Source organism: Bradyrhizobium shewense, from assembly GCF_900094605.1.
Lineage (GTDB): Bacteria > Pseudomonadota > Alphaproteobacteria > Rhizobiales > Xanthobacteraceae > Bradyrhizobium > Bradyrhizobium shewense.
The window spans coordinates 97,102-120,995 of the sequence record NZ_FMAI01000010.1 but is presented as its reverse complement, the minus strand read 5'-3'; the positions used below and the strand labels follow the sequence as shown (position 1 = coordinate 120,995).

Genomic DNA, 23,894 nt, shown 5'->3' with positions numbered 1-23,894 from the left:
TGATCATGGTTTTTGCGACGCACAATTCCGGCTGCCGGCTTATCGTACCTCGCCTTCGCCAATGAGCGCGAACGGTCCCCACATCGCCGGGTAGGCGTTGCGCGGTGACGAGGTGTCGTCGACAAACGTCAACATCGCGCGGCGCAAGGCTTCGGCGCGACCGATTTTCGGTTCGTTCTTGAGCAGTTCGAACGTCGATGTGGTGAGGCGGGTGGCAGCTTCCGAATCCACGGCCCAATGCGAGACCAGCAGCGCGCGGGCACCGGCATAGAAGAAGGAGCGCGCCAATCCCGACAGCGCTTCGGCCCCGGGCTTGTCGCCGGCGATGGTGTTGCAGGCGGACAGAACCACCCAATCGGCGTTGAGCTTGAGCTGGGCCACTTCGCTCGCGGTCAGAAGACCGTCGTCGAGCTCCGACGGCTGATCGGGAATGGACAATGCAAGCGAGGGCTCGCCCAGTCCCTTGACGTCGCCGGCAACGAGGCCGTGGGTGGCAAAATAGATGATGCCGTATTGAGCAAGCGCTGCACGCTTCAGCGTCGTTTCGCTGGCATCGCGTCCGAGATGGATGTCGGCATCAGTGGCGCCGACGTCCCTTGCCACCGCGTTCAGCTCATCGGCGGTATCGGGCAGTTGCGGCAGCGCCTGCGCAAGCCGCGCGCGATCGACGCCGGCGCCGCGCCAGAAATCGGTATAGGCAACCGTCGCAATGCTGCGCGCCGCGACCTTGCCGCCTGCGGCGCGACGGTCGGCGGGCCCTTCGGCTGCGGGGTTGAAAACGGGATCGCCGAAGCCGGTCATCGGCTTTGCGCCCTGATCCCTGCGCGCGAAGGCACGCAGCGATTTCAGGCTGATCACCGACGGCAGCACCGAGACGGCCTGCCGCCGCAGCAGCCAGGCGGCGTCGCGATAACCTTCGAGCCTGTCCGGGATCGCAGCCTGCGGCTTCTCCGTCACCAGCAGATGAAACGGCAATGCGGTCAGCGCCGCCGATGGCACGACCAGGAGATTGCGCTTGTCCTTCGTCAACGCCTCGACCGGGCCGAGCAGTGCGACATAGAGCTCGTTCGCGAGCGCAAGATCGAACAGCCCCGATTTGCCGGAGGCATCGCGCGCCTTGCCGACATCCAGCCCCCTGCGGAACGCCGACACCTTCCGCGCCATCGCGTCCGCGCCGAGCGAGATCTCCTTCCAGTCGGCGCCATCGCGCGTGATCGCGATGACATAGCTCCGCTTGTCGACGACGGAATAGATCACCATCGCCTCATCGGCCGACAGCAGCGGCTGGATGTCCTTGACCGCCAGCGGCAGCGGGTTCGAGAGCGAGGCGTAGTCGGGAAACTCGAGCGTGAGCGTCTTCTGCAGGCCCGCGCGTTCGCTTGCAATCGCAGCGATCCGCGCGCGGCTGCGCTGCTCGGCCGCGACGTCCCGCTGCGCCGATTGCTTCGACACGGCGGTGATGATCGCCTTGTCGAGCGCCTCGGCCTCGGCCGCGAGATCCTGATCCCGACGCACCAGCTCGGCGAGCCGATCGCTCCCGGCGGCCAATCGCACCGCGAGCTTGTTCACGGCAGAGGCGGCGGAAGATTGTGTGCCGCGCTGAATCGCGCCGAGCGCGTCATCCAGCGCCCTGTCGCTCGCCAGCAAAGTTTGCTGACGTGCAGCGAAAAGCACCGGCAGCACGACGCGCAGCTGCGCGCGGTTGGCGGCAAGCGTCTTCTGCGCAAACGGCAAGGCCTCGGCAGTGCGGCCCGACACCTGAAGGAAATAGGCGAGATTGCTGGTCGAGGTCACGACATCGGGATGATCCGCCGCGAGTGCACGCTCACGGATGGCAAGCGCGCGGCGATAGAGCGGCTCGGCCTCGGCATAGCGCTGCTGGTGCTCGTACAGCCCGGCGAGATTGTTGAGCGAGCGCGCCACGTCGGGATGATCCGCCCCCAGCATCTTTTCGCGGATCGCGAGCGAGCGCTTGATCGGCGCTTCGGCGTCGGCATCGCGGTTGAGGTCGCGATCGACCTGGCCGAGATTGTTCAGGACGGTGGCAACCGCGGGATGCTCGGGCCCGGCGGCCTTCTGATAGATCGCGAGGGCACGCTGAAACAGCGGCTCGGCGTCGGCAAAATGCTCCTGCTTCACGTAGAGCGTGGCGAGATTGTTGAGGGCCTGGCCGACATCGGGATGCTCGCGCGACAGCGCCTTTTCGCGAACGGCCAGCGCACGCTTGAACAGCGGTTCGGCTTCGGTGAAGCGGCTCTGCCGCTGATAGAGCGCCGCAAGATTGTTCAGGAGCGGCCCAATCTCGACGCTGCCCTGACCGGTCCCTTTCTCCATCAGCGCTATGGCGCGTTTGTAGAGCGGCTCGGCCTGATCGTCGTGGCCCTGGTCGGCGTAAATCTGCCCGAGATTGTTGAGCGCCGCGGCGAGGTCGCGGTTGTTGCTGGTCTTCTCGAGCGAGGCCACCATGGCCTGCGCCAGCGGCAGCGCCTCCGCATATTTGCCGGCGCTCCGGAGCGCATTGATGCGCCCGCTCTGCGCCGACAAATCGCTCTTCTGGGCAAGACCGGGCGTGGCAAGCGACGTGGTGATCGCCAGCGCCAGACCCGCAGCCAATGCCAAACGACGACGCGTCATGAACCCTCGCTGCGAGCCTTAAGACCTGATCGTCTTGGGTCGCAGCGATGGGTCGCGGCGTTCAAATTGTTGCGTTCTAGTCCACCTTCGTGCGCGCTTCGCCAGCGAGGCGGACCAGCATCTTGCGCAGCGACGTGCCGTCCGTCACCCGCTCCGGGAAGTCCAGCCGCAGCGCGGTCTGGCCGTCCTGCATGTCGAGACCTTCCGGATCGCAGCCGGTGCAGCGCCAGTCCCCCGCGGCAGCGCCAAGGAGCTTTGTCGCATAGAGGCCCATGGCGTCGCGATGATCGGCGTTCATATGCGCGACCGCCCCCTCCTCCGCCGCCAGCAGATCTTCGGCGCCGGTAAGGTCCGTGAGGAACTGGGCGGGCTTGAGATCGACGATCCGGCCGAAACCGGCGACCAGATGGGTTCCCGTGGGGCGGATCCGGAAGAAAGAGAAATCCTTAAAGGAAACAAAGCCTTCCGCCGACGGATGCGCATTGAGATACCGTCGCTGGAGCAAGTCCTTCTCGGCATCAGCCTGCTCCGCCCGGCCGGACAGCATGATCCGGGCGCCTTCCAGCGGATCGCCCGCCGCCCGCTCGTCCAGCATCAGCGAGACCCTGCTGTCGGCGAGAAGGTTCCTTGTATGCACGGCGAGGCCCGAGATCAGCAGGATCGGGGAACCGTCGGGATGGCTGGCCAGATTGACCAGGGAACAATAGGGGTCCCCGCTGCCGGCCATGAGAGTGGCCAGCGCCCCCTGCCGCGATCGCCGCAGCAGGGATTTGGCGAGCTTTGCCGGGTCGAAATCAGGGGTCGGTTGCATCGGCTTTCTCGGCTCAGGTGGTTGCAAGGGGGGCCTTTTTTCGGGTAAACGGGGGCCTGGTTATGGGTCGAACTGCGGCGAATCTGCCGTGTTTCGTGGAACTTGGTCACACTTCAGCCCAGCTTGCATTGCTCGGTGACAAGGTTCGAACGCCGACATCGGCACCCATGTATGCGGCGCATCAGTGGATTGCTCGCCGTTTCAAGCCACGACCCAAACGGAAAGCAGAAAGCAGAGGCTCATGCCCACAATCGCTTTGGTCGACGACGACCGCAACATTCTCACATCCGTCTCGATCGCGCTGGAAGCCGAAGGCTATCGCATCATGACCTACACCGACGGCGCTTCCGCGCTTGACGGTTTCCGCACCACCCAGCCCGATCTCGCCATCCTCGACATCAAGATGCCGCGCATGGACGGCATGGAGACGCTGCGCCGGCTCAGGCAGAAGTCCGACCTGCCGGTGATCTTCCTGACCTCCAAGGACGAGGAGATCGACGAGCTGTTTGGCCTCAAGATGGGCGCCGACGATTTCATCCGCAAACCGTTCTCGCAGCGCCTCCTGGTCGAGCGCGTCAAGGCGGTGCTGCGCCGCTCGGCGCCGAAGGACCCGACCGTCGCGCCGAAGGAGAACGACGCCAAGGCGCTCGACCGCGGCCTGCTGCGCATGGATCCGGAACGGCATACCTGCACCTGGAAGAACGAGCCGGTAACGCTGACCGTCACCGAATTCCTGATCCTGCAGGCGCTCGCGACCCGGCCCGGCGTGGTGAAGAGCCGCAACGCGCTGATGGACGCCGCCTATGACGACCAGGTCTATGTCGACGACCGCACCATCGATAGCCACATCAAGCGGCTGCGCAAGAAGTTCAAGGTGGTCGACAACGAGTTCGAGATGATCGAGACGCTCTACGGCGTCGGCTACCGCTTCAAGGAAGCCTGAGGCGCGAGCCGCCTTCACGAAAGACTGAGAGCATCGCCGGTTCTGATTTCATCGGGACCGGGATGGCTCTAGGATGCGGGGACCATTGCCACGAGCTGTCCTAACGCGGGCGTAAGCATTGCTTGACCGAACGCAGCCTGACGAGAACCAGAGCGCCGGGGAGATCATATCCGACGGCGTTCCGGAGCAATTTGCCGAAGACAAGCCGCAGGGCTTCCGACCGCTGAACTGGCTCAAGCGCGCCGGGCAATTCTTCTTCGCGCTGTCCTTCTCCAGCCTGACCCGCCGCATCGTCTCGCTCAACCTCGCCGGCCTCGTCGCGCTGGTGGCGAGCATCCTGTATCTGTCGCAATTCCGCGCCGGCCTGATCGACGCGCGGGCGCAGAGCCTCCTGGTGCAGGCCGAGATCATCGCCGGCGCGATCGCGGCCTCCGCCACCGTGCAGACCAACGCCATCACCATCGATCCCGACCGGCTGCTCGACCTCAAGCCGGGCGAGACCTATGGCGGTTCGGACGAGTACTCGCCGCTGGACTTCCCGATCAATCCGGAGCGCGTGGCGCCGGTGCTGCGCACGCTGATCTCGCCGACCAAGACGCGCGCCCGCATCTACGATCCGAACGGCAGCCTGTTGCTCGACAGCCGCAACCTCGAAAACGTGCTGCGCCTCGACCTGCCGCCGCCGGCGGAGAAGCCCGGCTTCGTCGAGCGCGGCATGGTCGCGGTGCGCACCTGGCTGAACCGCGGTGACCTGCCGCTTTATCGCGAGCTCGGCCCCGAGAACGGCAACGGCTATGCCGAGGTGGGCGATGCGCTCCAGGGCCAGAAGCGATCGATGGTGCGGGTCAATGCCCGCGGCGAGGTGATCGTCTCGGTCGCGGTTCCCGTGCTGCGCTCGCGCGCGATCCACGGCGCGCTGATGCTGTCGACCCAAGGTGACGACATCGACCAGATGGTCACCGCCGAACGCCTCGCCATCTTGAAAGTCGGCGGCGTCGCGGCCGCCGTCATGATCATGCTGTCGCTGCTGCTTGCGAGCACGATCGCCGGGCCCGTGCGCCGGCTTGCCGACAGCGCCGAGCGCGTCCGCCGCCGCATCAAGGCCCGCATCGAGATCCCCGATTTCACCCGCCGCCGCGACGAGATCGGCCATCTCTCCGGCGCCCTGCGCGACATGACGAGCGCGCTCTACAGCCGCATCGAGGCGATCGAGATGTTCGCCGCCGACGTCGCCCACGAATTGAAGAACCCGCTGACCTCGCTGCGCTCGGCGGTCGAGACGCTGCCGCTGGCGCGCAACGAGAACAGCCGTGCGCGCCTGCTCGAGGTGATCGAGCACGACGTCAAGCGGCTCGACCGCCTCATCTCCGACATCTCCGACGCCAGCCGCCTCGATGCCGAATTGCAGCGCCAGGATGCGATCCCGGTCGATTTGCGCCGCCTGCTGACGACGCTGGTGTCCGTCGCCAACGAAACCAAGCTCGGCCACGACGTCGCGGTCGAGACGCGCTTCGAGGGCCGCAGCCCGACCGACACCTTCGCCGTGAGCGGCCACGATTCACGGCTCGGGCAAGTGGTATCCAACCTGCTGTCCAACGCGCAGTCGTTCTCCGAACCCGGCAGCAAGGTGCGCCTCACCTGCCGCCGCGCGCGCGGGGAGATCGAGATCGTTGTCGACGACGACGGCCCCGGCATTCGCGACGACGCGCTGGAACGCATCTTCGAGCGCTTCTACACCGACCGTCCGCATCAGGGTTTTGGCCAGAACTCCGGCCTCGGCCTGTCGATCTCCAAGCAGATCATCGACGCCCATGGCGGGCGCATCTGGGCCGAGAACCGCGCAGGCCCGCCGGATGACGAGGGCGTGCCGACAGTCGCAGGCGCGCGCTTCGTGGTGAGGTTGCCGGCGCTATGAACGACGGCGGGCCCAGCGTTCACGCCTCCGCAGTCAAGGTCGGACAACGGGCGGTGCTGATCCGCGGTCCCTCGGGCTCGGGCAAGTCGCGCCTTGCCTTTGATTTGATCATGGCCGGACGCTCGGGCGTGATCGAAAGGGCCGTTCTGGTCGGGGATGACCGTGTCCATCTGGCGACAGTCGGCGATGAAATTGAAGTCCGCCCCGCGCCGCTATTGGCTGGCCTGATCGAGATCCGGGGCCTCGGGATCCGCCACTGCGACTTCGTGGAGCATGCGACCGTCGGTCTCGTGGTCGATCTGGATGCCGCGGACGCCGAGCGCATGCCTGCGGCGGATTCGCTGAAAACCATCATTTCCGGTGTCGAAATACCGCGAATCCCTGTTGGCCGCGGATATTCACCCCTCCCATTGGTTGTCGCGGCCTTGACCACTACCAAGAGTTCATCTTCCGTTAACCCCTCAGGCGATTGTTTGAAGGGAAATGGTAACCATATGAACCCCACTATCGCGACCGAATAGACCGGCGCAGCTCCCCTCATCCATCCGTCTAGATTCAGGGAGATACGCAACATCCCCTCTTGCGCAGGGGCTCTGGATGGTCAAAGTGGCGCGTTCGTGCGGTGCACCAAAAGCGCCCGCGAGGAGTTTTCCGATGATTGGTCTAGTACTTGTGACCCACGGGCGCCTTGCCGACGAATTCAAGGCAGCGCTTGAACATGTCATGGGCCCACAAAAGCAAATCGAAGCGATCACGATCGGTGCCGAAGATGATTCCGATCTCTGCCGAAGTGACATCATCGAGGCGGTTAACCGCGTCGATTCCGGCGACGGCGTTGCGATCCTCACCGACATGTTCGGCGGCACGCCGTCGAACCTTGCAATATCCTGCATGAGCCGGCCCAAGGTCGAAGTGCTCGCGGGCATCAACCTGCCCATGCTGGTCAAGCTCGCCAAGGTGCGCGAGGAGCGTCCGCTGCCCGACGCGATCGCGATGGCCCAGGAAGCAGGCCGCAAATACGTCACCATCGCCAGCCGCGTGCTCGCCGGCAAATGAGCGACGAGGCGCCACAAGCGGGGACAGGCGTGCCCGCGGGCGCGATCTCCAAAGACCTCCTGATCATCAACAAACGCGGCCTGCACGCCCGCGCCTCCGCGAAATTCGTCCAGGCCGTCGAGCGCTTCGATGCGCAGGTCTGGGTGACGCGCGGCGGCGAGACGGTCGGCGGCACCTCGATCATGGGCCTGATGATGCTTGCCGCAGGACCGGGCACGACGATCACCGTCGCCGCCGCCGGCACGGATGCGGAAGCTGCGCTCGCGGCGATCGCCGAGCTCGTTGAAAGCAAGTTCAACGAGGAAGGGATCTGAGCCGCGCGCTCGGTTGCCGTAGTGCCGTAGGGTGGGCAAAGGCGCGGAAGCGCCGTGCCCACGAACTCATCAGACGTGGGCACGCTGCGCTTTGCCCACTCTACGGCACCTCTCACTTCGCCGGCGGCGCGATGTAGACGTTCCAGCTCATCGCGGGGCCGGCCTTGCCGTGGGTGAAGCGGCGCGTGGTCATCACCACGCGCTCGGCGTTCGGCGCGACCTCCGAAACCCACTTCTCGAACTTGGGCAGGCGTTCGTCGGTCGCATCGACCACGCCGATAAAGCCGTATCGCTTGACGTCGTCGAGCGAGGTCAGTCCGGAGGCCCAGGCTTCGTTCGGCGTGAACGGGCTGGGGTGATCGGGGCTGTAGAACACGATCGGCTGGATCGTCTCCATCGTTCCCGCAACGACTGCCCAGCGCGAGGCGAAGCGCGCGTGCCAGGCCTGGGTCAGCTCGCGCGCGAGCTCGGAGCGCGCGCCATAGGTCGCCGTGTTGCCGGCATTGGCCGTCATCTCGCGCGCGGCGATCCAGGGTGAGGCGGCGAGCGTGGCAACGCTGAGCACGAGCCAGATCGCGGCGATGTTGAACAGGCTCGCGCCCTGCACCCGCAGCGCCGGAATCGCGACCAGCGCGAGCGGCACCAGGAAGAACAGCGAGATGCCCCAATCGGTCTTCAGGTAGACGCCGAAGACCAGCGCGCCGAGCGGCGGGCCGAATGCGACGATGATCTGGATCATCCACACGTTCAGCGCCTGCGAGACATTGACGCCGGAATTGGCGCCGCGCGCCCAGGCGCGCGTGACGATGCGCAAGGGCGCGCGCAGCAGCAATGTGAACGACGGCGGCACCAGCGCCATCGCGAGCCCGGCCAGTGCCACCGGCAATGCCAGCAGTCCGAGATTATGCAGCATGTAGCCGGTGACGAGCTGGTGCACCTGGCCGCTGTCCGCGAGGCTGTAAGTGTCGCCGGCATAGGTCAGCGGCACGAAATGCGCCTCGGCCAGCCAGACCACGTGCGGGATCATCGCCACGACCATCGTCACAATCGCGACCCACGGCGCCGGCGAACCCAAAAATCTCATCCGCTCCGGATGGATCAGCGCGGCAAGCCCGATGGCGCCGATCATGGTCAGCACCCAATATTTGGTCATCAGCGCCAGCGCGCCGGCAAGGCCGAGTAGGACGCCGGACTGCCAGCTCCGCTTCTCGAACGCGTTGAGATAAGCGAGCACCAGCAGCGGCAGCGTGACGAGCTGGAGCAGGTCCGGGTTGTACTTGAACCCCTTGAAATTGAAGATCGGGTAGAGCGCGACCATCACCACGACCAGAAACGCGCGCCGCGCGTCCACCACGCGCAAGGCAACCAGCCAGCAGATCACCATGCCGGCGCTGACCGTCGCCATCGCCAGCGCATAGGTCGCCCAGTCCGCCGCCGGGAACAGCTTGAACCAGAGCCCGGCGACCCAGCCCGACAGCGGCGGATGCTTGCCATAGCCCCACAGGAATTTCTGGCCCCAGCCATAGGCTTCTGCGACGTCCATGTGAACGTCCTGCGCAGCCTTGAGATTGATCAGGATGAAGGTCCAGAGCACCGCATGGAGGATGGCGAGCTGGATCACCAGCCACAATCTCGCCTCGGGACGGACCGCGCAGGCAACCAGCCAGGCCTGGAAGCGGCCAAAGCTCAGGCGGGCCTTCGTGCGTACTCCAGGGGTGGGAAGAGACGTGGTCGACATGGGCGCTTGCCTAGCGCGTTTTGGCCCATCGTGGAATCAGCTTGGCGTGAACAAAGGCCCTGAAATTACAGCAATATGGTTGCCGCACGGGGATGTGAGTGGTATCCCGCGCCCATGACGACCGTCCCCATTTCCAACATCCGCAATTTCTCCATCGTCGCCCATATCGACCATGGCAAATCGACGCTGGCCGACCGCCTGATCCAGATGACCGGCGGCCTCTCCGACCGCGAAATGGCGGGCAAGGAGCAGGTGCTCGATTCCATGGACATCGAGCGCGAGCGCGGCATCACCATCAAGGCGCAGACGGTGCGCCTGTCGTACCGCGCCAAGGACGGCAAGGATTACATCTTCAACCTGATGGACACGCCCGGCCATGTCGACTTCGCCTACGAAGTCTCGCGGTCGCTGGCGGCCTGCGAGGGTTCCCTGCTGGTGGTCGACGCCAGCCAGGGCGTCGAGGCGCAGACGCTCGCCAACGTCTACCAGGCGCTCGACAACAATCACGAGATCGTCCCGGTCCTGAACAAGGTCGATCTTCCCGCGGCCGAGCCCGAGAAGATCAAGCAGCAGATCGAGGATGTCATCGGCATCGATGCCTCCGACGCGGTGATGATCTCGGCCAAGACGGGCCTTGGCGTGCCCGACGTGCTGGAAGCCATCGTTACGCGCCTGCCGCCGCCGAAGGGCGACCGCAATGCGACCTTGAAGGCGCTGCTGGTCGACAGCTGGTACGACGTCTATCTCGGCGTCGTCGTTCTCATCCGTGTCGTCGACGGCGTCATGAAGAAGGGCAGCCGCGTGCGCATGATGGGCACGGGCGCCGCCTATGACGTCGAGCGCGTCGGCTTCTTCACGCCGAAGATGCAGCAGGTCGACGAGCTCGGCCCCGGCGAGATCGGCTTCATCACCGCCGCGATCAAGGAAGTCGCCGACACCCGCGTCGGCGACACCATCACCGACGACAGGAAGCCGGTCACCGAAATGCTGCCCGGCTTCAAGCCGGCCATCCCAGTGGTGTTCTGCGGCCTGTTCCCGGTCGACGCCGACGATTTCGAAACGCTGCGCGGCGCCATGGGCAAGCTGCGCCTCAACGACGCCAGCTTCTCGTTCGAGATGGAAACGTCAGCCGCACTCGGCTTCGGCTTCCGCTGCGGCTTCCTCGGCCTGTTGCATCTGGAAATCATCCAGGAGCGGCTGTCGCGCGAGTTCGATCTCAATCTGATCGCGACCGCGCCGAGCGTCATCTACAAGATGAAGCTGACCGACGGCACCGAGATCGAGATCCACAATCCCGTCGACATGCCCGACGTGGTCAAGATCGCCGAGATCCAGGAGCCCTGGATCGAGGCCACGATCATGACGCCCGACGAATATCTCGGCAGCGTGCTGAAACTGTGCCAGGACCGCCGCGGCTCGCAGAAGGAGCTGACCTATGTCGGCTCCCGCGCCATGGTGAAGTACGATTTGCCGCTCAACGAAGTCGTGTTCGACTTCTACGACCGCCTCAAGTCGGTTTCCAAGGGCTACGCCTCATTCGACTATCATCTCACCGACTACAAGCCGGCCGACCTCGTCAAGATGCAGATCCTCGTCAACAACGAGCCGGTCGACGCGCTCTCGATGCTGGTTCACCGCACCCGCGCGGAGGGGCGCGGCCGTGCCATGGTCGAGAAGATGAAGGAGCTGATCCCGCCGCACATGTTCCAGATCCCGATCCAGGCCGCGATCGGCGGCAAGGTGATCGCCCGCGAGACGGTCCGCGCCCTGCGCAAGGACGTCACCGCAAAATGCTACGGCGGCGACATCACGCGCAAGCGCAAGCTTCTGGAGAAGCAGAAGGAAGGCAAGAAGAAGATGCGGCAGTTCGGCAAGGTCGACATCCCGCAGGAAGCTTTCATTGCCGCGCTGAAGGTGGATAGCTGAGGCGGGCTGGCTTTTACAGTTACATCAGCCGCCGTCATGCCCGGGCTCGTCCCGGGCATTTGCGTTCGGGGACCCGGCAAAACAAAAATATCGAAAACAACCCCATGCACAGTAGACGAGGGCTTGTTTGGATTGGAGTTTTCGATTTTTTAGAAATCAAATAGACCCATCGGGCAAAACAGCGGCATGATGGCATTGCGCAATTGCGCATCTGAGAATCCCTCGCACAGTAGGTAACGCAGAGAGATGGATTCCGGGTTCGCGCCAAGTGGCGCGCCCCGGAATGACGACGGTTACGAAAACGCGTAGCCGCCAGCCTTGCCCTCCGCCGTCTGATAAGCCACCATCCCTCCCGCGCATCACCAACAAGACCAACAGCGCTGAGGAAACCCATGAGCAAGCCGTCACGCTTCGACTATGGCTGGGTCGTTGTCGCCGCGGGTGCGCTGATGACTTGCGTCGGGTTCGGCACGATGCTGTCGCTGGCGGTGTTTTTGCAGCCGATTTCGGAAGCGATGGGCTGGTCGCGCGCCGGGGTGTCGGCGGCGGCGACGCTGGATTTCCTCTTCATGGGATTTGCCGCGTTCCTGTGGGGCACGCTGTCGGACCGGTTCGGCACCCGCATCGTGGTGCTCGCGGGCAGCGTTCTGCTGGGGCTCGGCCTCGTCACTGCGAGCCAGGCGACAAGCCTGTGGCAATTCCAGCTTTGCTTCGGCGTGCTGATCGGCATTGCGGCCGGCAGCTTCTACGCGCCGATGATGGCGCTCGCGAGCGCGTGGATCGAGACCAACCGCAGCCTTGCGGTGGCGCTGGTCTCCGCCGGCATGGGCGTGTCGCCGGTGACGATCGCGCCGACCGCGAGCTGGCTGATCACCGCCTATGACTGGCGCACCGCGATGCTGGTGATCGGCATCGCTTCGTGGGCGTTGCTGATCCCGGCCTGCTTCCTAGTGCGTCCGGCGCCGGCAACGTCGGGCGCCGCCGGTGCAGACTCAGCGCCGGACGTCGAGCTGACCGCGGCGCAGGCGCTGCGCACGCCGCAATTCATCGCGCTCGCTGCGGCGCATTTCGCCTGCTGCGCGGCGCATTCCGGCCCGATCTTCCACATGGTGTCCTATGCGATGGTGTGCGGCATCGCTCCGCTCACGGCGGTGACGGTCTACAGCGTGGCCGGCGTCTCAGGCCTCGGCGGCCGCCTGCTGCTGGGCGCCCTCGCCGATCGCATCGGCGCGAAGCCCGTGCTGGTCGGCGGCCTCCTTGTGCAGGCGATGTGCATCGCGACCTATCTCGCAGTGGCGCAGCTCGGCGAATTCTACGCGTTGTCGGTGGTGTTCGGCCTCGCCTATGGCGGGGTGATGCCGCTCTATGCGGTGCTGGTCCGCGAATTCTTCGGCGCGCGCATCATGGGCACCGTGTTCGGCGCGGTGTCGGCCTTCGCCAGCCTCGGCATGGCGCTCGGGCCGTGGGCCGGCGGACTCGTGTTCGACAATTTCCAGCGCTACACATGGCTGCATGTCGGCTCCTTCGCGATCGGGCTGGCCGCCGTCGCGGTGGCGCTGAGCTTCCCGACGAAACGCAGGCCATCGCTCGACCTGGGCCGCGCTGCGGCGTGAGGAGGCAACGTGCAACGGCCAACCGTTGATCACGCGCTCACCACGTGATCAACGGCGAACGATGCAGCCAGGTGTCGGCCTGCATTTGGTCCAGCACGAATGCTGCAACATCTTCTCGCGAGATGGCTCCGCCATTGAAGCCGCCGAGATCGGTGAGCGCCCGGATCGCGCCGCGGCCGGACTTGTCGTTCAGGACGGCGGGGCGAACGAGAATCCAGTCGAGCCCGCTGTTTCTGACGATCGCTTCCTGCCGGTTCTTGTCGGCATAAACCTTGCGTAGAAGCAGCGGGAAAATCACGCGGTCAAAGACGAAGCCGCCATGGCCGGCACTGTCTCCCGCGCCGATCCCCGTGATGCAGACCAGCCGGAAGACTTGCTCGGCCTTCATCGCGTTCACGAGCGCGCGCGTCGCCGTCGAGAGCAGCGTCACTTCGCGGAATAGGCTCGCTGGGGTGCCGAGCGCGCTGACGACGACGTCCTGGCCAGAGACGGCCTCACGCAATGCTTTCTCGTCGCGAGCGTCTCCAACGACGACTCTTGCGCCGCTCAGGTCGCCCGCCTTCCCGGGTGACCGCACCAGCGCGGTCACTTGATGTCCTCGCGCCAGAGCCTGGCTGACGATCCGGCGCCCGGTAGGGCCGGTTGCTCCAAGAACCAGCACCTTCAATGGGGCCATGGCATTATCATCCGCAGAACTGATCATGATGGAATTCCTTGTCGTCGTGGTTGGAGCGCGCTCGTGCCTCAGGCCGAGGCCGCGCTCCCGGACGCGAAGTCGCGATAGGAGCGCAAGGGGCGGCCCAGAAGCGCCGTCAAGCGTTCGACGTCGCCCGCGTCGGGGATCATTCCATCGGTGAGGAAGCGTTCGCTCATCAGCCGCATGTCGAACGCCATCCAGCCCGGCATGAACTGCCTGAGATTCTTCTCGAAGCTGGCCGTATCGTCGCCGCCATAGGCGATCGTGCGCCCCAGCACGTCCGACCAGATGCCGGCGACATCTGCGCCGGTCAGCGTGTGGGGACCGACGAGATTGATGCGGTCCAGCGGCAGCGGTCCTGCGGCCTGCTCGCGGTGAACCAGCTCGAGGGCTGCGATCTCGCCGATGTCGCGCACGTCGATCATGGCGAGGCCTTTGCTGCCGATCGGCATCGGGTAGACGCCGTATCCGGTCACCACGTCCTTGATCGTGAGATCGTTCTGCATGAAGTAGGCAGGGCGCAGGATGGTGGCATTGAAGCCCATCTGCTCGATCATCCGCTCGACGCCGAACTTGCCCGCGAAGTGCGGCACGTTCACGTAGAGGTCGCTGTGGATCACCGAGAGATAGACGACCCGTTCAACGCCGGCCTCGCGGGCCAGGTTAAGCGTGATCAGCGCCTGCGTGAATTCATCCGGCACGACTGCGTTGAGCAGGAATAAGGTGGAGACACCTGCGAGAGCGTCGCGAAGCGCATCGACGTCGAGCAGATCGCCTTGCGCGACCGTGACGCCTGCTGGGAAGCTGGCTTTCGCGGGATCGCGGACGAGCGCGCGCACGTCGGCGCCGCGCTTGACGAGCTGTTCGACGACCTGGCGGCCGACGGCGCCTGTGGCGCCGGTAACGAGGATGGTCATGGGGATCACTCCGGGTTTGGGGTTGGAAGACACCCGGAAACTAGCGATCCAAATTCGAACCAATAGACGCTATATCTGGACAGACTGTCTTACTGGTGGAACGAATGGACCTGCTCGCACTTGCCGATTTCAACCTGGTGGCCCGGCACGGAGGGTTCGGACGGGCCGCCCGGGCTGCCGGGCGCCCAAAAGCAACGCTTTCCCGCCGGGTGGCGGAACTGGAGAGCAGCCTCGATCTGCGCCTTTTCGAGCGCGGAGCACGCTTGCTGAAGCTCACCGAGGAAGGCCGGGCGCTGTACGAGCGGACGGCGGCATTGCTCGCCGAGCTTGACGAGACGGCAACCGCGATTGCTTCAGGTGGAGACAAGCCGCGGGGCAGTTTGCGGATCAGCGCGCCATTGCTCATCTCGCAAACCGCCATGGGCAAGCTCGCCGCCGGGTTCGCGCTCAGATATCCGGAGGTCCGGCTCGAGATCACGACGGAAGACCGGGCCGTCGACATGGTGGAGGAAGGTTATGACCTCGTGATCCGGGTCAATCCGAATCCGGATGAGAACCTCGTCGGACGAGTTTTCCTGCGCGATCGGCTGGTGGTCGTCGCAAGCCCGAAACTTGCTCTACCCGCGGGCGATATCACTGTTCCCGTGGTTGTGCGCGGGGCGAGCGACCAGACCGCGATCTGGGAGATGACGGCACCGGCTGGACCACCGCGAGTTAAAGTTGATCCGGTCCTTCGCTTGTCGTCGCTTGTCATGGTTCGCGATGCAGTGCGGGCAGGTGTGGGCGCCGGTCGATTGCCGGTGTCGCTCGTGAGTCAAGATCTCGCGGCCGGCACGCTGGTGCATTGGGGCGACGTCGATGGACCGGAGATCGCCTTATGGGCACTCTACCCATCGCGACGACTGCTGAGCGCTCGTGTATCGGCCTTCCTCGATTATCTCAAAGATGCCTTTCCCACGGGAACGCCGGACGAACTGGCCGCCTATGTCGATGGGTGAGACTTGCAGGTTCTCTGAATGCGGCCGTCGAAGCGAAGTGAACCGCCGCTCCGAACCTTGATCCTCCCCGCCAAATAGACCACCATCGCGCATCTCACCGCTCACGGCAGAATGGGCGAGGAAACGCGCATGAACGCAACTCCCGGAGTTGGTCTGGTCGAACGTGCCCGAGCGCTCGCCCCGCTGATTGCGGGCGAAGCGGACGAGATCGAGCGGACGCGACGGCTGACGCCGGCCGTCGTCTCCGCGCTGATCGAGAACGGCCTTTATCGCGCGCTGCTGCCGCAGAGCCTCGGCGGGGCTGAAGCTCCCATCGAAACCTTCATGCAGATGCAGGAAGAGATCGCGAAGGCCGATGCGTCCACGGCCTGGTGTCTCGGCCAGTGCAGCGTCTGCGCGATGATCGCGGCTTCGCTCGATCGCGATACCGCGCAGGAGATCTTCAACACCGCGCCCGGCATCCTTGCCTGGGGCGCGATCGCGCACGAGGCGCGCGCGGTCGCGGGTGGCTATCGCGTCACGGCGCGGTGGGATTTTGCCTCGGGCTCGCGGCAGGCGACCTGGCTGGGCGCGCATGTGCGCATCCTCGGGACTGACGGCACGCCGCGCAGGAACGCCGATGGCTCGCCGGAAGTGCGGACCATTCTGTTTCCTGCCGCAAGCGCGACGTTGCACGACGTGTGGCAGGCGATCGGGCTCGCCGGCACCGGCACCGATTCCTACGGGGTGAGCGACCTCTTCATCCCCGAGCGCTTCACGGCGTTCCGCGACGTGCCGTCCGGCTTGCGCGAGACGGGGCCGCTCTACAGGATCGGCACCGGCTCCGCCTTCAGCCTCGGCTTTGCCGCGGTGTCGCTAGGCGTGGCACGCGCGACGCTGGATGCGGCGATTGCACTTGCGCGCGAAAAGCGCCCCTCGCTGGCGGCCGGCGCGATGCGCGACAACGGGGCGGTGCAGGGCCTGATCGGCCGCACCGAAGGCGATTTGCGCGCCGCGCGCGCCTATCTTTATTCCACCGCGGCTGCGATGTGGCACGAGCTGTCCGCGACGGGTGAGTTCAGCGCCGCGCATCGCAGCGCGGTGCGACTGGCCGCGACCTGGACCATCCATCAATCGACAAAGGTGGTCGACACCGCCTATCACATGGCCGGCGCGACCGCGGTGTTCCGCAGCAACCCGTTCGAGCGCCGGTTTCGCGACATGCACACGATCGCCCAGCAGATCCAGGCGCGGGATACGCACTATGAGGATGTGGGGAAGGCGATTTTGGCGGCCAGCGCCTATGCCAAGCGGTGAATTCGTCTACGCCTTGCGAGCGCCGGGCAGCCGACCTCGCCAGCCCATGCCGATCACCAGGGCAATCGTCAGAAGGAAAGCCGCGGCGGCGGCGAGGTCGACGATGCGGTCGCCTCCTGAGCAAATGTCCTGGTTGAGGCACGCGCGGGACAGGACGCCGCTTCGGACCAAGGCTGCGACCACGCCGAAATAGAGGAAGACGCTGAGCGCAAGATAGACGACAGTCACGAGCGTACGCCGCAGCCGCGAGGGCATCGTCGGATCATCCTCACGCCGCTCCGTGATGAACTGGCCGGGCTTCGCCCTGGCGGGATCGCGGATCTGCACGGTCGAATGCGCGAGTAGATCGTGAACCGCCTGGTTGCGGCGCGTGGCAGCCAGGATCACGAACGAATACCAGCCCAGGATGCCCTTCACGGCAGAGCGTGCGAACGCCTTGGCGAAGCTCAAATTGCCGCCGCGATCGTCGATGACGCGCAAATTCGTCCAGATATGCCCGAGCGTTCCGCCGGCGCGCCAGACGAGCACCGGCTCGTAGAGCAGCAGGATAACGACGACTGCAACGCCGAGAATCCGGCTGAGCCCATCGCTCGCGACATTGCTCGCGATCGCCAGGGCGCCGAACAGCAGGGCCATCGCCAGCATCCAGTCGAGCAGAACGGCCTTGAACCGCCGCGAGAAGCGGGCATAGCGCGGTCCGGCCAGCGGAGGAGCATCGGAGGTCATGAGAGAAGCCGCATCGGTTCATTCGATCCCTGAGACGCCGCCAACCTGCGGCAGGTTCGACCATCCGCCAGCAATCGCATATGACGCGCATGCTTTGGGACGCGCAAGTTTCTGCATGACGGCCTCCTGTGCCGCTCACGCCACCAGCGCGGCGTCCTCGCTGTCGATACCGCGCTGCGCGGCCAGCAGGCTGATGATCTCGGCGTTGGGGCGGGCCTTGCTGAACAGGAAGCCCTGGCCTTCGTCGCAGCCCTCGGTGCGCAGGCAGCTGAGCTCGGCTTCGGTCTCGACGCCCTCGGCGGTGATGATGACCCCCAGGCCTTTGCCGAGGCTGACGATGGAGCGGATGATCGCCTGGGCCTCGCGGTTGGCCCCGAGATCCCGCACGAAGGACTGGTCGATCTTGATCTTGTCGAACGGGAAGCTGCGCAAATAGCTGAGGCTGGAATAGCCGGTGCCGAAATCGTCCATCGAGATGCGCACCCCGAGCGCGCGCAGCGCATGCAGCGTCGCCAGCACCTGCGCGCTCTTCTCCAGCAGCAGCGTCTCGGTGATCTCGAGCTCGAGCCGCCGCGGCGGCAGGCCGGAATGCTTCAGCGCGTCCGTCACGATCGAAAGCAGATTGCCGCTGCGGAACTGCAGCGGCGACAGGTTGACCGCAACGCGGACGTCGTCCGGCCAGGTCGCGGCGTCCAGGCACGCCCGGCGCAGCATCAACCCGCCGAGCGGATTGATCAGGCCGGTGTCCTCGGCGACCGGAATGAACTCGGCCGGCGAGATCATGCCGCGCTCGGCATGCGGCCAGCGCACCAGTGCCTCGAAGCCGGTGATGCGGCCGCTCTGGAGGTCGATCAGCGGCTGGTAATAAGGGCGCAGCACGTCGTTCTGGATCGCGTCGCGCAGCTCGACCTCGATCTTGCGGCGGCTCTGCGCCCTGGCGTCGAGCGCGGCCTCGAAGAAGGCGAAGCTGCCGCGCGCGTCCAGCTTGGCGCGCGACAGCGCCATGTCGGCGCTCTTGAGCAGCTTTTCGGAATCATCGCCATCGCCGGGCGCCATCGCGATGCCGATCGAGGCGCCGATCACCACGGAATGGCCGTCGAGCAGATAGGGATCGGCGATCGCCGCAAGCAGACGTTTTGCCAGCATCACCGCGTCCTCGGGACGCGTCAGGCCGCTCTGCACGATCGCGAATTCGTCGGAATTGAGCCGCGCCAGCGCGTCTTCCTCGCGCAAGGTCGAGCGCAGCCGCTTGGCGACGCCGCGCAGCAGCTTGTCGCCGACCGCATGTCCCAGCGTGTCGTTGACCGACTTGAAACTGTCGAGCCCCAGCATCAGCAGCGCGACCTTGTCGGTGCTGCGCCGCGTATGCAGCAGCATCTCGTCGACCTGCTGGCGCAGCAGGCTGCGGTTGGGCAGGCCGGTCAACCCGTCGTGCTGGGCCATGAAGGCGAGCCGCGCCTCGGCGCGCTTGCGTTCGGTGATGTCCATCAGCGCGAGCAGCACCGCCGGCCGCTCGGCATAGGTCAATTCGCGGGAATAGATCGCAAGGTCGATCAGCGCGCCGTCGGCCTTGACGTGCTTCCAGGTGCGGCCGGCCTGCTCCGCGCCGGTCGGATCAGCGGTCCAGGGCGGCTCGCTGTCGAAGGCCTGCAGCGAGCGGATCTTCAACCGCTCGAACTCGGCGCGGCTGTAGCCGTAATGCGCGACCGCGGCGTCGTTGACGCCGAGGATGTGCTCGTCGTCCAGCGCGCAGACGATCATGGGAACGGGATTGCCGTCGAACAGCAGGCGGAACGAGGCCTCGCGCTGCTTCAACTCGGTGATGTCGACGCGCAGGCCGACGACGCCGCCATCGTCGGTCAGGCGCTCGTCGATCAGGATGACGCGGCCGTCCGACAGCTTCTGCTCGTGGCGTGCGCCGGGCTGATAGAGCCTTTGCAGCCGCTCGGCGATCCACTCGTCCTCATGGCCGATGGCCTCCGGATAGTCGCCGCGGGCGACGCCGATGCGCAACGTGTCTTCGAGACGCGCGCCCTCTTCGAACAGATCGGCGGTCTTGCTGTAAATCTCGGCGTATTTCTTGTTCCAGAGGACGTAGCGGCCTTCGGCGTCGAGAAATACGATGCCCTGCGGCAGGATGTCGACGGCCTGGCGCAGGCGCTCATGGGATTTGCGCGCGTCCGCGATCGCGGCTTCCGCCTCGGCACGGCTGCGCAGGACTTCATCGCGTTCCGAAAGACCTCGCGGCGCGCGCGCGAAGCGCGGCTTGCGCGGCGATTGACCAGCCCGGGCAAGCACGCTTTGCTTTCGTTTTCTTGTTTTTCGAGACCCCAAACCCAACTTCACTCGTCCCAGTCGCGCCCAACGGCGCAAGTTTTGGGGCAAGTGTCTGAAAAAAAAGTAATCTTGGGTGGCCCGGCCGGCCGGGGCCGCGCCTTGCGGCAACTGTAAACCGGATCGATTTGCCTGTTTGAGAGGCGCAGCAGCGTCACAGGGCACGGCAAACCTGTTGCCTCGCCGCTAGCGGAGAAAGACGTGACGCAAATATGCGCGCTATTCATGATTCAATTCCGAAAACGCATCAGCTTGCATGCAGGACGAAAACGGCTCTCACTCCGCGCAAGAATTTTGGTCAATGCAGGATACGGTTATCGCAGTGTTAAGAATCCGGCTGGCCCCATGAAAAAACCACGACTTTTGGACGACCCTGTTGGATATGGGGATCGACATGCCGGGCGCGCCTTCGCACTGGGGCAACGGCCGTCAAGACGCTGTGAGATCGTCCGCCGCAGCACAGCCCGATTCTTAACCCCGACGCCGTGTTGGGCTATAAGGGCTGCGCATGAGTCCCCGCCGCCTCGCCCCTCTCCTGCTTTTAGCGACGTTCCTGACCGCCGGCGGCGCGCTGGCCCAGGACAAGGGTAGCGTGAACCCGAAGCCGCTGCCGCCGCTGGCCAATCCCAACGACCCCGATCTCGCCGCCAAGGAGCTGTTCGCGCGCAAGCTGCTGCCGTCGAAGGGGGCGGCCCATGTCATCGGCTCCTACACCAAGGGCTGCATCGGCGGCGCCGAGCAGATGCCGCTCAACGGCGACAATTGGCAGGTGATGCGGCTGTCGCGCAACCGCAGCTACGGCCACCCCGAGATGATCGCGCTGATCAAGCGGCTCGCGGCCAAAGCGCGCAAGGACGCGGGATGGCCGGGCATCCTGGTCGGCGACATCGCCCAACCGCGCGGCGGGCCGGCGCTGTCGGGTCATGCCAGCCACCAGATCGGCCTCGATGCCGACATCTGGCTGACGCCGATGCCGGACCGCCGCCTCTCGCGCGAGGAGCGCGAGGACATGTCGGCGGTGATGATGGTGCGCCACGACCGGCTCGACATCGATCCAAAAGTGTTCACACCTGGCCATGTGCTGGTGCTGCGCGACGCGGCCCGGGAGCCGGCGGTGCAGCGCATCTTCGTCAACGCCGCGATCAAGAAGGCGCTGTGCCGCGAGGCCAAGGGCGACCGCGCCTGGCTGTCGAAGATCCGGCCCTGGTGGGGCCACGACTACCACTTCCACATCCGCATGCACTGCCCGCCAGGCGCCGGCGAATGCGAGGGCCAGCCGTCGCAGTCCGAGGACGAAGGCTGCAAGCCCGCCGATCTCGCCTATTGGTTCTCCGACGCGGTGCTGCACCCCAAGCCGCCGCCGGAGCCGCCGAAGCCGAAACCGCCGATGACGCTGGCGCAGATGCCGGCGGCATGCAAAGCGGTGCTGCATGGGGCGGATGCAAAGCCGTAGTGTGTGTGGGCCGCGCTGCCGCCCCACCCAATGCTGTCGTCCCGGGGCGCGAAGCGAGCCCGGGACCCATAACCACAGGGAGTGGTTATGGTGCGAGGTGGCCACTCCGAATCTTCGCCAAACACAATCCTGTGGCTATGGATCCCGGGCTCGCGCTGCGCGCGCCCCGGGATGACGAACTCGTTGGTTGGTTCGTACCACGTGAATGCGCTACAATGGCGCTGCCGCTCAGCCGTAAGCCGCGGCCCCCCGGGACGCGCATCCCGTCATTCGAACAAGCCTGACCGCAAGCCTCGCACCGCTCGCGCGGCCAACGATGGGATTTCACATGCGCGTTCTCGCCGTCCTCGCTGCGCTCTCGTTCGGCGCGACCTCCGCTCTCGCCGCTGAAGAACCGAGCGGCTGCGACAAGTTCAAATGGCCGATCGAGCGCGAGCGCGCCGCGCTCACCGCGCCGGACCGCACAACGCTCGCATCGGGTAGCGAGCAGGCGAGCTTGCCCTCCTCGGCCATCACGCTGGGACTGGTTGCCCCAAGCGAGGCAAAACTGCCGACGCCGCCGGAGCGCGCGCCCAAGGACGGCAGCTTTGCCGGCTTCACCAGCGTCAAGTCCGCCACGGCCGGGCTCTACACGATCAGCCTGTCCGCCGGCGCCTGGATCGACGTGGTCCAGGATGGGCATGTTCTCAAGCCCGTGGCCTTCAGCGGTGCGACCGATTGCGGCGGCATCCGCAAGTCCGTGAAATACGAGCTTTCGGCGCAGCCTTTCGTACTTCAGCTCAGCGGCGCCAAGGAGAATTCGGTCGGGATCGCGATCCTGCCGGCGCAATAGGCCCGCCCGGCCGGACAAGCGGCCACCCTTTGACCTCGGGCGCCAGCCTGCTATCTTCGCAATTGCGATATCCCTGCCGGCCGTAAGCCGCAGCCGGGCCCCGTGGAGCAGCGCTTCCACCCGTCGCGACCTGACCCACCAACGCCAGACCTGTGCGTGCATCTTGCGCGCGCGGACTCGCACGGAGCGCTCCCCATGTTACGCATTTCAGGCCTTTTCACCGCCCTCGTGATCCTCGCAAGCGCGAGCCTTTCGCCGGCCGCCGCCGAGGACAAGACCATCACCGTGTTCGCCGCGGCGTCGATGAAGAACGCCCTCGACGAGATCGACGCCGCCTACACCGCCAAGACCGGCGTCAAGTTCTCGGTCAGCTATGCCGCGAGCTCGGTGCTGGCGAGGCAGATCGAGCAAGGCGCGCCGGCCGACGTGTTCGTCTCCGCCGACACCGACTGGATGGATTACGCGATCTCCAAGAAGACCATCAACGAGCCTTCCAGAGTCAATCTGCTCGGCAACAGCATCGTGCTGATCGCGACGAAAGATTCCAAGATCGACAACGTCACAATCGCGCAAGGCTTCGACCTCGCCAAGCTCGCCGGCGACGGCAGGATCGCGACCGGCGACGTCAAGTCCGTACCCGTCGGCAAATACGCCAAGGCCGCGCTTGAGAAGCTCGGCGCCTGGCAGGCCGCCGAGCCGAAATTCGCGATGGCCGAGAGCGTGCGCGCCGCGCTGACGCTGGTGGCGCGCGGCGAGTCCAACCTCGGCATCGTCTATGCCACCGACGCCAAGGCCGAGCCAGGCGTCAAGATCGTCGGCACCTTCCCGGCGGGCTCGCATCCCGCGATCATCTATCCGGTCGCCGCGACCACGACGGCGAAGGACGGGACCAGCGACTATCTCGCCTTCCTGCGCTCCTCCGCCGCCAAGACCATTTTGGAAAAATACGGCTTCAAGTTCCTGGTCAGCCCGACAATCTGATAATCACCATTTGATGTTCGACATCTCTCCCGCCGAATGGACCGCGATCCTGCTCTCGCTCAGGGTCGCGATCATCGCAACGCTGGTGGCGACGCCATTCGGCATCGCGCTGGCGTGGCTGCTGGCGCGGCGCGATTTCTGGGGCAAGTCGATGCTCGACGCCGTCGTGCATCTGCCGCTGGTGCTGCCACCTGTCGTCACCGGCTATCTGCTCTTGCTGACGTTCGGCCGCCGCGGCCTCGTCGGCGGATTCCTCGCCGACCATCTCGGCATCGTCTTCTCGTTCCGCTGGACCGGCGCCGCGCTGGCCTGCGGCGTGATGTCGTTTCCGCTGCTGGTGCGGCCGATGCGGCTGTCGATCGAGGCGATCGACCGCCGGCTCGAGCAGGCCGCCGAGACGCTCGGCGCCGCGCCATGGAAAGTATTCTTCACGGTGACGCTGCCCTTGGCGCTGCCCGGCGTGCTGGCCGGCATGGTGCTCGGCTTTGCCAAGGCGATCGGCGAATTCGGCGCCACCATCACCTTCGTCTCCAACATTCCCGGCGAGACCCAGACGATCTCGTCCGCGATCTACTCGCTGATCCAGACGCCGGACGGCGACGCCGCGGCCGGCCGGCTCGTAATCGTCTCGATCGTGCTGGCGCTGGGCGCGCTGATCGCCGCCGAATGGTTCGCCCGCCGCGCCACTGCGCGCCTGCACGGGAATTGAC

The 23,894-nt window shown here is 65.5% G+C and carries 20 protein-coding genes; 13 read left to right on the top strand and 7 right to left on the bottom strand.

Annotated features, from left to right (window positions below):
- Nucleotides 1–39: 39 nt before the first annotated feature.
- Both GA0061098_RS20290 and GA0061098_RS20285 read right to left on the bottom strand, forming a co-directional pair.
- Nucleotides 40–2,634: a CHAT domain-containing tetratricopeptide repeat protein gene (locus GA0061098_RS20290; protein ID WP_091959903.1), complete on the bottom strand. Its 2,595-nt coding sequence runs from the start codon at nucleotides 2,632–2,634 to the stop codon at nucleotides 40–42.
- Nucleotides 2,635–2,710: 76 nt separating this feature from the next.
- Nucleotides 2,711–3,445: a HugZ family pyridoxamine 5'-phosphate oxidase gene (locus tag GA0061098_RS20285; RefSeq protein WP_091959898.1), complete on the bottom strand. Its 735-nt coding sequence runs from the start codon at nucleotides 3,443–3,445 to the stop codon at nucleotides 2,711–2,713.
- A 241-nt stretch (nucleotides 3,446–3,686) separates the two neighbouring features.
- Between GA0061098_RS20285 and GA0061098_RS20280 the strand changes: the two genes are divergently transcribed.
- From GA0061098_RS20280 to GA0061098_RS20260, 5 genes are all read left to right on the top strand, one after another.
- The gene (locus tag GA0061098_RS20280) at nucleotides 3,687–4,388 is read left to right on the top strand and encodes a response regulator transcription factor (RefSeq protein ID WP_008542552.1); all 702 of its coding nucleotides are present in this window, start codon (nucleotides 3,687–3,689) and stop codon (nucleotides 4,386–4,388) included.
- A 118-nt stretch (nucleotides 4,389–4,506) separates the two neighbouring features.
- Nucleotides 4,507–6,303, top strand: a complete 1,797-nt coding sequence (locus GA0061098_RS20275) for a sensor histidine kinase (protein ID WP_165637490.1) — start codon at nucleotides 4,507–4,509, stop codon at nucleotides 6,301–6,303.
- On the top strand, nucleotides 6,300–6,824 hold the full coding sequence (locus tag GA0061098_RS20270; protein ID WP_091959893.1) for an HPr kinase/phosphorylase: 525 nt from the start codon (nucleotides 6,300–6,302) through the stop codon (nucleotides 6,822–6,824). Before GA0061098_RS20275 ends, GA0061098_RS20270 begins: the two co-directional genes overlap by 4 nt.
- Before the next feature lie 133 nt (nucleotides 6,825–6,957).
- The gene (locus GA0061098_RS20265; protein ID WP_007597752.1) at nucleotides 6,958–7,359 is read left to right on the top strand and encodes a PTS sugar transporter subunit IIA; all 402 of its coding nucleotides are present in this window, start codon (nucleotides 6,958–6,960) and stop codon (nucleotides 7,357–7,359) included.
- Nucleotides 7,356–7,673: an HPr family phosphocarrier protein gene (locus GA0061098_RS20260; RefSeq protein ID WP_091959890.1), complete on the top strand. Its 318-nt coding sequence runs from the start codon at nucleotides 7,356–7,358 to the stop codon at nucleotides 7,671–7,673. Before GA0061098_RS20265 ends, GA0061098_RS20260 begins: the two co-directional genes overlap by 4 nt.
- A 112-nt stretch (nucleotides 7,674–7,785) precedes the next feature.
- On the opposite strand, the gene GA0061098_RS20255 is transcribed toward GA0061098_RS20260, so the two are convergent.
- On the bottom strand, nucleotides 7,786–9,411 hold the full coding sequence (locus GA0061098_RS20255) for a glycosyltransferase family 39 protein (RefSeq protein ID WP_091959888.1): 1,626 nt from the start codon (nucleotides 9,409–9,411) through the stop codon (nucleotides 7,786–7,788).
- A gap of 114 nt (nucleotides 9,412–9,525) precedes the next feature.
- Here GA0061098_RS20255 and lepA point away from each other — a divergent pair, with 114 nt between their 5' ends.
- Both lepA and GA0061098_RS20245 read left to right on the top strand, forming a co-directional pair.
- Nucleotides 9,526–11,337 carry a translation elongation factor 4 gene (lepA, locus tag GA0061098_RS20250; protein WP_091959884.1) on the top strand — a complete coding sequence of 604 codons (1,812 nt, stop codon included), beginning with the start codon at nucleotides 9,526–9,528 and terminating at the stop codon, nucleotides 11,335–11,337.
- 392 nt (nucleotides 11,338–11,729) lie between these two features.
- Entirely contained in the window at nucleotides 11,730–12,950 is a 1,221-nt protein-coding gene (locus tag GA0061098_RS20245) for an MFS transporter (protein WP_091959881.1), read from the top strand.
- A gap of 37 nt (nucleotides 12,951–12,987) precedes the next feature.
- Here GA0061098_RS20245 and GA0061098_RS20240 read toward each other — a convergent pair whose 3' ends face one another.
- Together GA0061098_RS20240 and GA0061098_RS20235 are read right to left on the bottom strand one after the other, a co-directional pair.
- The gene (locus tag GA0061098_RS20240) at nucleotides 12,988–13,653 is read right to left on the bottom strand and encodes an NAD(P)-dependent oxidoreductase (RefSeq protein ID WP_091959878.1); all 666 of its coding nucleotides are present in this window, start codon (nucleotides 13,651–13,653) and stop codon (nucleotides 12,988–12,990) included.
- Nucleotides 13,654–13,694: 41 nt separating this feature from the next.
- Complete coding sequence (locus GA0061098_RS20235; protein ID WP_091959873.1) at nucleotides 13,695–14,564, bottom strand: SDR family oxidoreductase; 870 nt, start codon at nucleotides 14,562–14,564, stop codon at nucleotides 13,695–13,697.
- 104 nt (nucleotides 14,565–14,668) lie between these two features.
- Here GA0061098_RS20235 and GA0061098_RS20230 point away from each other — a divergent pair, with 104 nt between their 5' ends.
- Nucleotides 14,669–15,562 carry a LysR family transcriptional regulator gene (locus GA0061098_RS20230; RefSeq protein WP_091959870.1) on the top strand — a complete coding sequence of 298 codons (894 nt, stop codon included), beginning with the start codon at nucleotides 14,669–14,671 and terminating at the stop codon, nucleotides 15,560–15,562.
- Between the two features lie 129 nt (nucleotides 15,563–15,691).
- A complete protein-coding gene (locus GA0061098_RS20225; RefSeq protein WP_165637489.1) occupies nucleotides 15,692–16,858 on the top strand; it encodes an acyl-CoA dehydrogenase family protein in 1,167 nt (388 codons plus the stop codon).
- A 6-nt stretch (nucleotides 16,859–16,864) separates the two neighbouring features.
- Here GA0061098_RS20225 and GA0061098_RS20220 read toward each other — a convergent pair whose 3' ends face one another.
- Both GA0061098_RS20220 and GA0061098_RS20215 read right to left on the bottom strand, forming a co-directional pair.
- On the bottom strand, nucleotides 16,865–17,584 hold the full coding sequence (locus GA0061098_RS20220) for an RDD family protein (protein WP_091959864.1): 720 nt from the start codon (nucleotides 17,582–17,584) through the stop codon (nucleotides 16,865–16,867).
- A 135-nt stretch (nucleotides 17,585–17,719) separates the two neighbouring features.
- Complete coding sequence (locus GA0061098_RS20215) at nucleotides 17,720–19,882, bottom strand: putative bifunctional diguanylate cyclase/phosphodiesterase (RefSeq protein WP_091959861.1); 2,163 nt, start codon at nucleotides 19,880–19,882, stop codon at nucleotides 17,720–17,722.
- A gap of 544 nt (nucleotides 19,883–20,426) precedes the next feature.
- Here GA0061098_RS20215 and mepA point away from each other — a divergent pair.
- From mepA to modB, 4 genes are all read left to right on the top strand, one after another.
- Complete coding sequence (gene mepA, locus GA0061098_RS20210) at nucleotides 20,427–21,371, top strand: penicillin-insensitive murein endopeptidase (protein ID WP_091959859.1); 945 nt, start codon at nucleotides 20,427–20,429, stop codon at nucleotides 21,369–21,371.
- A 328-nt stretch (nucleotides 21,372–21,699) separates the two neighbouring features.
- The gene (locus tag GA0061098_RS20205) at nucleotides 21,700–22,203 is read left to right on the top strand and encodes a hypothetical protein (protein WP_165637488.1); all 504 of its coding nucleotides are present in this window, start codon (nucleotides 21,700–21,702) and stop codon (nucleotides 22,201–22,203) included.
- 195 nt (nucleotides 22,204–22,398) lie between these two features.
- Nucleotides 22,399–23,184: a molybdate ABC transporter substrate-binding protein gene (modA, locus tag GA0061098_RS20200; protein WP_091959854.1), complete on the top strand. Its 786-nt coding sequence runs from the start codon at nucleotides 22,399–22,401 to the stop codon at nucleotides 23,182–23,184.
- Nucleotides 23,185–23,197: 13 nt separating this feature from the next.
- Nucleotides 23,198–23,893, top strand: coding sequence for a molybdate ABC transporter permease subunit (gene modB / locus GA0061098_RS20195; protein WP_091959852.1), 696 nt, complete (start codon nucleotides 23,198–23,200; stop codon nucleotides 23,891–23,893).
- Nucleotide 23,894: the final 1 nt, after the last annotated feature.